Origin of the sequence: Mastigocoleus sp. MO_188.B34 (assembly GCF_030065675.1) — a bacterium.
GTDB lineage: Bacteria > Cyanobacteriota > Cyanobacteriia > Cyanobacteriales > Nostocaceae > Mastigocoleus.
This window is the reverse complement of the sequence record NZ_JASJDK010000173.1, coordinates 1-13,258: the sequence shown is the minus strand read 5'-3', so window position 1 is coordinate 13,258 and position 13,258 is coordinate 1. Positions and strand designations below refer to the sequence as shown.

The 13,258-nt window shown below is 34.3% G+C and carries 8 protein-coding genes; 3 read left to right on the top strand and 5 right to left on the bottom strand.

The features are described from left to right. The first annotated feature begins 570 nt into the window (after window positions 1–570). Entirely contained in the window at window positions 571–777 is a 207-nt protein-coding gene (locus tag QNJ50_RS26445; protein WP_300641571.1) for a hypothetical protein, read from the top strand. Between the two features lie 670 nt (window positions 778–1,447). Here the strand turns inward: QNJ50_RS26445 and QNJ50_RS26440 are convergent. From QNJ50_RS26440 to QNJ50_RS26425, 4 genes are all read right to left on the bottom strand, one after another. Next, entirely contained in the window at window positions 1,448–3,439 is a 1,992-nt protein-coding gene (locus tag QNJ50_RS26440; protein WP_300641569.1) for a hypothetical protein, read from the bottom strand. A 41-nt stretch (window positions 3,440–3,480) separates the two neighbouring features. Then, a complete protein-coding gene (locus QNJ50_RS26435; protein ID WP_300641567.1) occupies window positions 3,481–4,536 on the bottom strand; it encodes a hypothetical protein in 1,056 nt (351 codons plus the stop codon). A gap of 297 nt (window positions 4,537–4,833) precedes the next feature. Further along, window positions 4,834–5,286 (bottom strand): cupin domain-containing protein, encoded by a 453-nt coding sequence (locus QNJ50_RS26430; protein ID WP_300641565.1) that lies wholly within the window; start codon window positions 5,284–5,286, stop codon window positions 4,834–4,836. 131 nt (window positions 5,287–5,417) lie between these two features. Continuing rightward, window positions 5,418–6,212 carry a cysteine hydrolase family protein gene (locus QNJ50_RS26425; protein WP_300641563.1) on the bottom strand — a complete coding sequence of 265 codons (795 nt, stop codon included), beginning with the start codon at window positions 6,210–6,212 and terminating at the stop codon, window positions 5,418–5,420. A gap of 97 nt (window positions 6,213–6,309) precedes the next feature. Between QNJ50_RS26425 and QNJ50_RS26420 the strand changes: the two genes are divergently transcribed. Continuing rightward, on the top strand, window positions 6,310–7,713 hold the full coding sequence (locus QNJ50_RS26420) for an amidohydrolase (RefSeq protein ID WP_300641561.1): 1,404 nt from the start codon (window positions 6,310–6,312) through the stop codon (window positions 7,711–7,713). 1,337 nt (window positions 7,714–9,050) lie between these two features. Further along, the gene (locus tag QNJ50_RS26415; RefSeq protein WP_366914338.1) at window positions 9,051–10,367 is read left to right on the top strand and encodes an ATP-binding protein; all 1,317 of its coding nucleotides are present in this window, start codon (window positions 9,051–9,053) and stop codon (window positions 10,365–10,367) included. A 172-nt stretch (window positions 10,368–10,539) separates the two neighbouring features. On the opposite strand, the gene QNJ50_RS26410 is transcribed toward QNJ50_RS26415, so the two are convergent. After that, window positions 10,540–11,919, bottom strand: coding sequence for an NB-ARC domain-containing protein (locus tag QNJ50_RS26410; protein ID WP_300641559.1), 1,380 nt, complete (start codon window positions 11,917–11,919; stop codon window positions 10,540–10,542). Between the last annotated feature and the right edge of the window lie 1,339 nt (window positions 11,920–13,258).

Genomic DNA, 13,258 nt, shown 5'->3' with positions numbered 1-13,258 from the left:
ACTGTTAGGGAGACAATGTATTTTTTCTTGGGCATCACACACACCAGATTGATTTGGGTGTTTATAGATTATCGTGTTTTTGTATCCCTCAACTCAAAATTGACAGACTACTAGTTGTAAGTTTTTTACTTTTTACTTATATCCTACGGACACGCTTTGCTAATGATTTGCGCGTAGCACCCCATATCCTAAAATAATTTTTGTACAACAGTTATGAGTGATAAACAGCAGAAATCTCTTTCTGGTAAAGGAGAGATGCAGACATATTTAGTTATGGGAAATTCAGGAAAAAATCATTTCAAACATGTTGAATAAAAGCTCATCCTGAAAAACTCACAGATAAGACAGTCTAGGATACCAAACTACTCTTTAATTAAGCAAGACAAAATAGATAAATCAAATTATTAAATGAAATGCATCATAAAGATTAATATTGATATCAAATAAGACAGGTATAATACAAAATAACTGGGGGTAAATATAGAAAATAATCATAATTGATAATTGTAATTGATTAATAACTTTGTCTAATAATATGATTCGTTAATAAACTGACAAAGTATATAAAAAATGAACCAATCTACCAATAAAAAATCCACAATGAGAAAGGCGAATATCTTTATAGCATTGATATTTGCTGTTTTTGCAACTACCCGAATCGTCCGCATATTGGGAATTCGTATTGTGAGGAGTGAAAATGGAATCGAAGTCCGCTTGCATCCGCACTTCAACGATACTGGAGACACTTCACCCCTTGAAATTAAAAATAAGGATTAATTAAGCTTATAAGCTTAAACTTTGGGTCGCCAGATCTATTGGGTGACCTTACTTATAGGTGCAGTCTGTTGTAACTTAAAAAATTCTTCATTCACCCATTTCACGTTCACGCAGTGCGTTCAAAGACTTTCGACGCACCTGCGGTGAACAAGATTATTCCGAACAGTAATAGTATATGGGTGTTCTTTTCCTAAGCATCGTTCAAACATTTCAAGGGCTTGTGATACATAGGTTCGGCTTCTGCGTACCTTCCTTGGCTTTTATACCAGTTCATAGCTGCATAATTCCGGAAATGCGTACAGTTAAGGGAAAATTTTAATTCAATTGTACTCCCCTTCCAGCATTTAATTCGATTACATCGGTAGCAGCACTCAGTGCTTTGTAGATTACGAAGATTAAAAAAAATTTATTTATACCAATTCAATAAATCATTGCAACAGATTCTCCGGTAGAGTAGAGACGTTGCAGAGGCTAACGCCGACGCCGCAGGCTCTGCAACGTCTCTACAAAATCTATCTGTCTCATTATTTTTCCAAATTGGTATTACTTAAGACATCTTATATCCCCGCTAACTCCCCCTTAAAAAGAAAAAAATTTCCCCCTTTTTAAGGGGTTTAGGGGGATCTCAAGAATGATTATGGATAATAAACAATACTTTCCCAACATCTTCCTAGGTAATTAATAATCTTGCTTTATCTGCTTGTTCTTGTACGGTTTCTTTCAACCACTCGCTAATTGAATTAGCTAACTTAATAGAAATTGTTGGATCCTTAATTAAAGTTTCTTGGATTTTCTGTTGTAATTCCGGCTGTTTTTGACGAGCCATATCTTCAATTCTTTTATCGGAAACTAACTTACGCACCCAAGCAGGAATATCTTGTTCTTTGACAACAGATTCACCAACAAAGTACATAATTATCCCAACAATTGGCGCAATAATTCCCGCAAACAGCAAAATATGGAATAATCCCGCTAAAACAACCCCAACAATCAAAGCAACTAAATGTCCCATAAATACAGAAAGTCCGCTGAGATCCTCAAATGATATTGATGTGGGAATTTTTTCCGTGCGATCGCCAAAATCAATGCTTTTTTCCCCTAAAGTTCCCAAAGGTAAACCGTATTTAGTGGAAATTCCATCTGTTTTTAAACGTACTTCCTCTTGAACCGTTGATAACCAATCAACCAAGCAACTAGCAATTTTACTGTTTGCATCACTTCCCGTTAACCAAGCTTTCGCTTTGCGCTCAATTTTTGACTCCAACGCTTTAAGAGTAAAAATCTCGCGATCGCGCCATAATCTTACTGTTGGTTTGATAACTTCTTCCACCAATTCATTAGCTAATTCTGCAGCTAATTGATCTACAAACTCAGGAATGCAATCTCCTACAATAGCAGATAGTTCGTTATCTAAAAATTGACTGATTTCCTCCATAAAGTAAGAGGTGCGAAGATATACCCGTCCCCAGCGCGAGAGTCCCCGAGCAATACATAATTCCGGTTCTCCGTCCCGCTTACAAGGTAGATCGGGGAATATTTTTCCACACATTTCCCCCACAAACGCCATTTTGGAAGCACTTCCAGTGAGCAAAATAGCACTCGGTTGAATATTTTGTTCTTCTAATTTTTGTTTGACAACCTCTAATTGATCGCCAAAATCCCGACGCCAACTTTTATTATCTAACTCAGGTAAAGGTTGGTTGAGAATCGCATCAATAATTTTCCCATTTACTAAAGGGACAAATTTAAATTTCCTTTGAATATCTTCGGTTCCAACATTAACGATGTTATGCTCGTAAGCATCCTCATAGGTAAAATATTCTTCTTTAGCTTTACGACAGCGAAGTTCGCAACGGTTTTTGTATAATGGGCTTTGTTGAAAAACTTTTTCTAGTTTTTCAATTTCTTCTAAATGCCAAATTTCCTCTTCACTTAAATAATTTTCTAATTGAATAATTTCTTCGCATCCTCGGCGATATTGTCTGTGACATTCCAAAGTTTTTTTGAGGATTTCTTTCTCAATTAAAGATGCACCCAAATCGTGTCCAAAATCTATGGGGGTATCTGACATCCCCTTAACCAAGGTATAATCGGTAGTAGAAGAACCAATATCTATTACCAATACAGACTTTTCTAATTCCTGAATAGTAAAAATCCCGCTTTCCTTTGCATGCATCAAAGCAGCACGGGACTCTTTAACAACCGTAGAATTTGGCAAACATGAAGAGAGAATTTGTTGATAAGTTGAAATTTCTTCCTTCCACCAACCAGAAGGACAACCAATAAAAAAGTAATTCTTTTCCTTTAACTGAATTTGATTTGTCTCCTGCAAATGTTGATAGATTGCATTGACAAAATCCTTAATATTTTTTTGATAGTCGAAATTATCAAAACGTCTATTCTTAAAAGCAATTTCAAAAACACTCGCATCAGAAATCTGATACGCCATATCCCCAATAATAATTCCACGTTGGGGATGATTTGCGATCGCAGTAATTTGACTTTTGCGATTATTAATTAGCAAACTGTGGGGAGTATTTTCTTGATTATCTGCACGTACCCAAGTAAGTCCAGTTTCTCCATGCCCTAAATCGAACCCGATAATTTTGGTATTGTGATAATCGTGCATGACGTTGTCGCTATCTTTTTTATTAAGTTTCATTAAACAAGTTTATTTACAAACAAGCCACAATAACATTTAATTTACGATAATCCATTGGACACAGGTTCAATCACACATCCCGGTAACAACACTCGACCATCTTTAATTAGGGCATGTTTGAGTGTAATATATTCTTTAACTTCTGGATCTATGCTTGGTTCAAAATAAAACATTAAATCGTCTGCTCTATCCCCATGTAACTCCCCTGTGTGTTGATAAACCAAAGCTTCTATGCCATGATGTCTCAAAATCGTTGTTGCTTGTTCAATTCTTCGACGCACGCTTATGGGAAGTTGAATATCTTCATCCAAGCAATCCGCCATTAATTCCTGTAAATACTCCAACAAATCGAGATTATTTTCTAAGCCAGGTAAAGATACTTTCTCTTCCTTACTCCTGTTTGCATAAGCAGCAACACTTAAATCTATCGACTGAAAGGCTTGATACAGTTGGGAAAGTAAGGAATTAATATCTACTTCTAATTTTGGTTCAGCGATCGCACTGGGAAGACTTGGAGTATTAGATTCAGAAAAATCCTCTACGTTCTCGGAAGATGTTTGTTTCCCCACAACTTTTCCAAACATTCCTCCGGTAATTCCACCTATAATTGCTCCAAGTAACCCCCAAGATAAACCACCTTCCAACGTTCCAGCTAAACCAGCTGCGACTAAACTACTAGCAACCACACGATTAGTCCGTAACGGTTGCAATAATGCCTGTTTATAGTAATCTGGTGAGGTCAAATTGTTGAAATTTTTTTGTGTCTCAGCAATTTTTTTCAGGGGAGATAAACTATTGGATGCTATTTTACCCAGATCTACCCCAGAGAAAGATTTTTGAGCAGTATCCTTTGGTACAGGATTTTCTAGCTTTACCGCTCGCAACATACCAACATTCTCATACAAAGACCTTAGCATTGTCTTTGCAAGGCGTGCTTGTGGCGGAGTTAATCCTTTAATATATTCACTGTTAAAATCTGTCAGAGAATTAATTTCATTTTGAGTAATTTTAACTACTTCCTCAATTGTTTCCGCCGCTTCTAACTGAGACTTAAGTTTTTCCTTGGTATCTTGGTAATGTGATATGAGAGTTCTCATAACAAAAAATCAAATTATTCCACTATTTCAGGCAATCTTACACCAGGCTATCTCTGACCTTAACAGTTTTTCTGAATTTAGTTTTTTAAAGTTTTATTTTAAATTTTTATTTTTGAATTTAGTTTTTTCTTAATTTTATCCATAACTCAATCCCCAAACAATGTTCTAAATAAAATTATTCTGGTTTTAAATGATAGAACCAATCAAAGTTTGCACAAACGAAAACAAATATACCTAAGTAGATTTTACGTTTGTGCGAACAAAAATAATGAAATACCCTGCTAGGATAATTATCAATTAGATATTAAAACCATCTAATCTTCCCAAAACAGCCATATCCTCCGCATCTAATTCTGTTGGTATTCCACTACGAATCAATTCTGCAAAATTTTCATTGGGAACCATAATTGTTAGGGCATACAAACGACTGTTTCCTGTATTTTCAATTACATGGGTACCTGTGGGCGGAACTAATAAACTATCTCCAGCTTTAATTTGGATTGTTTTTCCATCGCAGATAGCCATACCCGTACCCTTAATAATAAAAAACATTTCCACTGCTAACTGATGTCGATTTGGAGGTGTTTTACCACCAATATCAAAAATTTCTACACAACAAGTTAAAGAAGTATTCGCAATTGCTGGATCGAAGACAATGGCTAGGCGGTTTGTATCATGGGGACTAATGCGGTATGCTTGGTAGTCCTCTGGAGATTTTATGACAGGAATAACACAACTGGAAATGTGCATGGATTTATCTGTCCCCTCTAAATATTTTGTGACGATCTATCCATCTTTAGAAAGATTTTTTGTCAGATGATTTATGTATGAGATCGCTTATTTTCAGATAACTTATCTTGAGATTATTTATCGTTCATTTATCATTCGGCAGATACTTCCTCATGGGAATTATTTAATGCTGCCAAAATTGCTGTTGAATCAGTAACAAAACCAAATATTTGTTTGACATTGTATAGTGTCGCTTGCCAACAATACTCTGGTGAAGTTGTAGCCGTACAGTCTTTTACCAGAATGCAATCGTATCCTAAAAAATTTGCATCTTGTAGCGTACAAAGAACACATTGATCCGCATTGACACCAGCGAATAACAGAGTTGTTTTCCCTAAATTCCGTAAAATGCTATCTAAAGGCGTATCCCAAAATCCACTCATTCTGTATTTATCCACATAAATATCTTGGGGAGATTGCTCTAATTCTTCCACTACTGCAGCAGCCCAACTACCCTTTGTTAGTACTTTCGCTCCATTTTTAGGTAAGGGGTCTCCTAAGCCTATACCATTTCCCGTTGGGTTATAAACATGACGTAAACCCGCACTAATATTTAGTAAATCTGGGCGATTACCCCAATTAACCCAAATTACTGGTACTCCTTGACTTCGCATCACAGGTAATAAACCTTGTAAAGGTATAATCGGAATTCGTGCGGGTGAAACATCTACACCAATATGTGCTAGCCAACCGTCAGGATGACAAAAGTCATTTTGCATATCAATAACCAGAATGGCTGTCTTTAGCAAATCCAGTCGCAAAGTTTTACTTTCTGTTGTTAAGATAACTTTTTGTGTAGTTTGAGCAGTTCTAGTAATATCTGCAATAGATTCATTAACTGACCAACTATTTGGTCCAACTCCCAAAGATCGAAGTGGTGAATTCATAACTTGCAACACTTAACACCATTTTTTATTTTGTAACTCGAAATTCTGTTGAGAGTCCGATTACTTAACTAAGGTTAAAATCATTAAGGGGAAAATTATGAACTTTACTATTCAAAATGTTTTAGTTCCCGATGAAAATGCTTACAAGAGTATAGATGTACAAATTAGGGATGGAATTATTGCTGCGATCGCTCCAGGATTAGATCTAGTTGGTACAGCCGTAAATGGTAAAAATAAGCTACTACTTCCAGGTTTTGTCAATGCCCACACTCACTCTTCTGAAATGTGGCAACGGGGAATTATGTCAATTTTACCCCTGGAATTGTGGTTAGCGGAACTTTATGATTTTGCCCCCCTAGATATTGAAAGAGTTTACTTAAGTGCTTTGGGAACAGCTGTAGAAACCCTCATGTCTGGTGGTACTACCGTCGTCGACCATTTAGTATTGATTCCAGATAAAGAATTAGAGACTATAGCTGCAGCAGTCCGGGCTTATCGGGAAGTTGGTATTCGTGCTTTTATTGCTCCTTTGATTCAAGATCAACCACTCGCTGCAGGAATTCCCTCAGGTGAAACCGAACAGGTACATGAATCTTATTTTCGCCCAACTGAGGTAACTTTGGAACTGATGCAGGCTGCGATCGAGGAGTTCCACAAACCAGAAGATGGAATCTATTTTGCTTTAGCTCCTACTGGAATTCAGTTGTGTAGTGATGCTTTATTTGAAGGATGTATTAGACTAAGTGATAAGTATAACCTTTGCCGTCACTCTCATTTACTAGAAACCAAAGCACAACAGAAACTCGCTCAAGAAAAATATGGTTGTACTGCAGTAGAACATCTTAACAAGTTGGGTTATTTAAATTCCCGTACTTCCCTTGCTCATTGTGTTTGGCTTACAGATGGTGACATTGACATTCTGGCAGAAAATCAATCTACAGTTGTTCATAATCCTCTGAGTAACTTACGTTTGGGTAGTGGTATAGCTCCAATTTTGAAATATCGTCAAGCAGGAGTAAATATTTCTTTTGGCTGTGATGGCGCTTCTAGCAACGATTCTCAAGATTTATTAGAAGCCATTAAAATTGGTTCTATTTTGCATAATGTAACTGATGCAGATTATCAGCACTGGATTACACCAAAACAAGCAGTAAAAATAGCATCCTTAGGGGGAACTAAAGGACTAAACCTCGCTGAAGAATTGGGTTCTTTGGCTGTTGGAAAAAAAGCGGATTTAGTACTGTACAACCTTACTGATTTATCTTTATTACCACGTACTGATCCCATTGGCTTATTAGTTTTGGGACGCCCCACAAATGTTGTTGATAGTGTTTGGGTCAATGGTAAGCAAATAGTTGATAATGGCAAAGTCAAAAATGTCAATGTGGATCGACTCCGACAAGAATTATTTAATCGCAGTCAGTGGGAAACAAAACGAAAGTCAAAAACAGTTGCTGAACTAGAACAGCACTATCGTTCGATTATGGATTTGAAAGGTTAGTTTTTTCAAATATAAAACTTTCAAATATAATGCTTTCAAATATAATGCTTTCAAATATAATTTTGAAAGCTCTACCTTCCAAATCAATAATTTGTTAATAAAATTTGCAATAAATGTTTTCCGGCTCGAGTTACACTCACTTATAACAGTAATCAAGCTATATTCTTTACAAATAAATACACAAATTTATTTATAGTAATCATATTTGAATTTTGTTGGCTTAGCCTGCGCTTGCGCTTAAATATACTTAGGCTCAAAAGCTTATATTGCAAACCTACAGCCTAAAAACTCTTTCAGAAATCAAACTGTATTCCTATATATGAGATAAAGGTATGTCATTTATTACTCTCAATTTTATTTCGATTTTTTATTAAAAATATTTAACTTATTAGTCTGGATGATTATTTTATTAAATTTCATAAAATGATACGAGAAGATATTTTGCAATAAATATAACAAAGAGTATTTATTGTCAATTCTTGATTACTTTTGTTCCATAACCTAAATACATATTTACTGGGTAGTATTGGATGACAGGAATAATTTAGAATTCATATTTATATCCGCTCCTGTAGAACTATACCTCAGGATATAGTGGTATTTATGGAGAGTTAATGTTTTATTTACTTATTCTATATTCATATTTATCTTCTGGTACAAGAACAATCTCATATTCCATAATTTAATGCGGTTCGAAAGTGCCAAAATAATAACTGGCTGATTAATGACACAATATAGGCATGTCATGAAATACTAGGTAAATATGTTCAGAAATCGTACATTAAAAATTACCAACATCAAAATTGTTAAACACAAAATTTTCAGCCACAAAATTATTAGTTTTCACAACATTCCATAGCAGTATTTATTTTATTCAAGAAACTATATCTTTAATAAGTCCAATTAGGAAATATTCTCAACTATAACGATATAAAATCTAATGTTTTTCAAATCTTTTCAGCCCCTTATAGCTGTAATTTATTAGACTGAGCAATATATTGACAAATAAAATTTAGACTTAATTTAGCTGTTGTTTTACCTAATAATATTTATCCGAGGTAAGATTTCTCTTTGTTAAATAATTAATATTTAACTTTGATAGATATTTTTGAGTATTTGAAGCTATTTTCGTGTAGATTAAAATTTTGTGTTTCCTTGTATTGTATATCGTGATGATAAAAAATCATAGAGGTACTAAATTCCATTTGCCAAAATGGTCAGTTTTAGTCGCATCGAGTCTTGTAGCGATAATTACAAGTGTTAGTATTTTTAGTATAAAAAAGTGGTCAGATAGAAGTTATAGATCTGAAATATTGGTAATAGAAATAGCTAGACAATTGAATAGAATTAATGCTCTAGAACTAGAAGCAGTTGCAGAAAATAAAGTAGATAAGTCTAATCTCAGAGAGATAGAAAAAACTCGCGATAATATGACTGCAACAATAAATCAAATCACTCAAATCGACCCAAATCAAGAAAAACTATATAAAATTCTTGACTTGTACAAAAAATATAAAAAATTTCAGGATGAACAATTTAAATTAATTGCAGAAAGAAAGATAGAACAGTCAATTAAAATAGATAAAGAAGAGGTAGATCCAACATTTGAAAAAATTGTAGAAAAAATAGATGGCTTGAGCAAAGATTATAAGCACCAAAAAGAACAAGCTGACTTTATATCTTATTTAGGAATTTTATCATCTTTGATTTTTGCGGCCGGATCGCTTGGTATTGTATTTTGGCGTTTCAATGCTTCATTATTAATTCAAACCCAAAAACTCAATCAAGCACTTAATGAATTACAACAAACACAAAGTCATTTAATTCAAACAGAGAAAATGGCTGGTTTGGGTCAAATGGTTGCTGGGATAGCACATGAGATTAATAACCCAGCTACTTTCATTTATGGCAATATTAATTATACAAAAACCTATACTGGTCAACTCCTAGAATTACTCGAACTTTATCAACAAAGTTATCCTGAATCGAGTTCAGATATTCAGAATATGATTGAAAATATTGAACTCGATTTTTTGAAAGAAGATTTACCCAAGACCCTATCATCAATTCAAAATGGTTCAGAACGAATTCGTCAAATAGTTCTTTCATTACGAAATTTTTCCCGCTTAGATGAAGCAGAAATAAAGGAAGTCGATCTTCATGCAGGGATAGACAGCACATTACTAATTCTTAGTACGAAATTTATGAAAGAAATTGAAATTATTCGCGATTATGGTGAATTACCACCAGTAGAATGTTTAGCTGCACAAATAAACCAAGTGTTTATGAATATTCTAAGTAATGCTGCAGATGCTTTACTTAGCGAACAATCGATATATTCTAAAAAAATTGTTATTCATACTGCAAGAATTTCCTTTAACCATATTCAGATCAAAATTATAGATAACGGACCTGGTATAAAACAAGAAATTCTCAACAAGATATTCGACCCATTTTTTACTACGAAACCAGTTGGGAAAGGAACTGGTTTGGGACTTTCTATCTCATATAAAATCATTGAGAAACATCAAGGAAAGATAACAGTTAATTCTCAAATCAACAAAGGAACTGAGTTCACAATTACTCTACCGATTCAACACGAGCAAGATTCTGTTCAAAATACAACTAATGAAATGGTAGTTAAAACTTCATAAAGAATAAAATTAGTCAAATTATTATTTGCTATGCCCTACGTATAAATAATACATAGTGCAGAATGTCTGTTATTTAGGTGTTGAGTGTGGAGTAAAATTGTCGGTAACTACTTTGATACCCTTAATATAAACTATACAATATCAAAGACCTGCTATCGTAGAGTTCTGAGTATCAACATATAATACTTTTTCCTGTTTTCTCTGATAATTTTTCTCTTACAAACTTGACTATCACGGGTTTTTGAGTAAATTTTGATAAACTATTTTCTATGAGCGATCGCCTAGAAAGAACTTGAATTGTCTCTAATAATCGAGCTGTTTCTTCTTCACTCATCATATCTTTACATAATTGTGCAAATGAAATTGGTTGTTGATGGATTGCAAGCGTATACATGACTTCTTTTTCTGCATGAGAGAGACGATTAAATTGTTGCTCTAAAAGATTACGAATATCATCAAATACAAAGTTAGTTTGTTCGAGAAACTTGATAAATTCAGAGATATTACCAGCAAAGAAATCCTGAATTCCTGTTGCTGCAATTTTTAACAGGAGTGGATTTCCAGCATAATGTTCAATCAAGATTTCCCATTCGGATATCGTCCCGGAAAAATTCCCCAAGGTTTGAAAAATTGCTTGTGCTTCTGCTAAAGCTAAACCCTTCAGTTGTAAAGAACGAACCGCAAGTTTCTCACCTTCATTTAATACTAAGCTCGGTGGTTTCTCTCGAGATGTAAGTACCACTGTACTGTTGTGAGCTGTTTGGGCTAAATACTGTATTAATTGAATATATCCAAAAGACTCATTAATCTCATTTCCAGTATCATTAACATCTTCTAAAATAGATTCACAATTATCTAATATGAGTAGACAACGGGAACAACGCAAGCAATTTATTAAGTATAGTATTTGGCTATCAATTGTACCTGAGACCTCTTTTTTATCTTCTTTACCGAGAAAAAGACAGAGTTCTTCTAGAAGTTTATCAAGCGGTGGAGCATGGCGAAGACTACGCCATATCAAGCAATCAAATTCACCCTGAATCTGATGTACTACAGATGCAGCGAGGGAAGTTTTACCAATTCCTCCCATACCCAAGATAGTTACCAAGTGGCAACCCTCTTCTAAAATCCAGCGTTTCAATGTTTGGGTTTCCTCAACACGACCAAAAAAAGTAGACACATCAATAACATCACCCCAATCTTGATGTGGCATTTTTCCGGGAACTAGAGAATTTATTATATGCGAGGTTTGTGTTGGTCGAGCAAGCGTATCCTTAGTAATTCTTGATAAAGTTTGATTCTTTGTTGAATATAGTTGTATCACTGAGCGAAAGTTAGATTTTGTTACCTTTTCTTGGAGTACTTGACTAAGAAGTTTCCATAATTTGCTACCAACTTGTCTTACATACTCAACTTCATAACCAGTCTTTGTTGCAATTTCTTCGTAAGTACAATCCTCCCAAGAGTAGCGGAATACTTGAACCGTAAGATCGTTCAAACAGTCTTTTGAGATTAAAGTATTTAAAGTTATAAGTGCATCTTCGATATTCATGCAGTTAATATGACCTTAATGGCTATTAATGTTTCAGTATGACAAATATCCTGTTAGAGACTAAAAGGCTTTCAAAGCCGTCATAAATGATACATTTGAGTCTACACTTAGAAATAAAAAGAATGTATAAATTGGCATATTGAGAAAAAATTTATTTATAGTTGTTTGAACATAGATTTGTTAAATGGAAATAGTGTTTGGAGAAACAAGCTTTCTACAATATTTATAGTAGAAGAATTAATGAAGTTATGCAGTTAGAGAGAAAAATTAGTTCGTTCGCAAATAATCAATCAAATTATCACTATCTATTTTTCACATTCATACATATTTTTAGTATTTTGGATGTTTGCGATGAATTTAACGAGAATATTTGACATAATGACCGATATTGTCTTGATAACAAAATCTCAGTAGATGGAAAAGTTTTCCAGAACCCTTGTCAGAACTTTATTTGAGTTTTGGGACACGATTTACTGGAATCATCTCGGAATCTACTTTTTAAGGAATGGTTCTTGTCGGTGGGTTAAAAGTACAGTACAAACAATCATGGTTGTCAGCACAAAAACGTTGGCTAAAACCCTTATTATTTCGTCAATCGACAAGAGTTGTCCATCTACTGAATCTATCTGCGGCTGCATAAACCTTTAAATATATTTGCAAAAGAATTAAACGTACTAAAATAAGGTTCGTAAGTCTTATATAATACAGTTTTTACAAGTCACACACAAATCATATTTCAATTTTTTTTGTACGGTAGGGTGAATTAAAATACACCAACAATCAATGTATTAACATACTTATTAATTGTATAGGAATACGGTTTGATTTGTGAAATTCTTCGTTTTTGCTGTGGGTGTGTAAACAAAGATAGGTAATGGCTAACAGGGAAGATAAAGTGTGCTTTTAGCAAAACATAGGACTCGCGCAGAAATAACCTACCTATTTTGGACAAAATAAAGCTTGATTCATAAGGCTTTCAATAATTTTCATAGGTAACTTATTCTTGCGCGATCCCATACCTGACCCATTGGTACACAGCTAGAGGTAAAGACTCACACACCTTAGTGTGTTTGGACGCAGCAAGCTGTTTGTTGAGGTGGCATTGATTTAAAAGGTGATTGAAAAAACTCTGAACCTTTGTTCATATAAAATATATAATTCCGATGCTAACGGATTTGATATTACTTAGCGCTCTTCCATCACTCTCATCAGAGTAAAAAATGAAATTCTTACTGTATAAGACTATTAGCCAAAAGCGATTATTTTATTGATAGTGTTAGAAAATAAAGCTCCAAACCCAGTACCTGTTTGAGATTAAAAAATTGTCTGAGATTTTTAC

What these genes read in the sequence shown, in the direction of transcription:
- QNJ50_RS26430 (WP_300641565.1), bottom strand. Translation starts at nt 5,286, where the DNA reads ATGCACATTTCCAGTTGTGTTATTCCTGTCATAAAATCTCCAGAGGAC.
- QNJ50_RS26435 (WP_300641567.1), bottom strand. Translation starts at nt 4,536, where the DNA reads ATGAGAACTCTCATATCACATTACCAAGATACCAAGGAAAAACTTAAG.
- QNJ50_RS26440 (WP_300641569.1), bottom strand. Translation starts at nt 3,439, where the DNA reads ATGAAACTTAATAAAAAAGATAGCGACAACGTCATGCACGATTATCAC.
- QNJ50_RS26410 (WP_300641559.1), bottom strand. Translation starts at nt 11,919, where the DNA reads ATGAATATCGAAGATGCACTTATAACTTTAAATACTTTAATCTCAAAA.
- QNJ50_RS26445 (WP_300641571.1), top strand. Translation starts at nt 571, where the DNA reads ATGAACCAATCTACCAATAAAAAATCCACAATGAGAAAGGCGAATATC.
- QNJ50_RS26425 (WP_300641563.1), bottom strand. Translation starts at nt 6,212, where the DNA reads ATGAATTCACCACTTCGATCTTTGGGAGTTGGACCAAATAGTTGGTCA.
- QNJ50_RS26420 (WP_300641561.1), top strand. Translation starts at nt 6,310, where the DNA reads ATGAACTTTACTATTCAAAATGTTTTAGTTCCCGATGAAAATGCTTAC.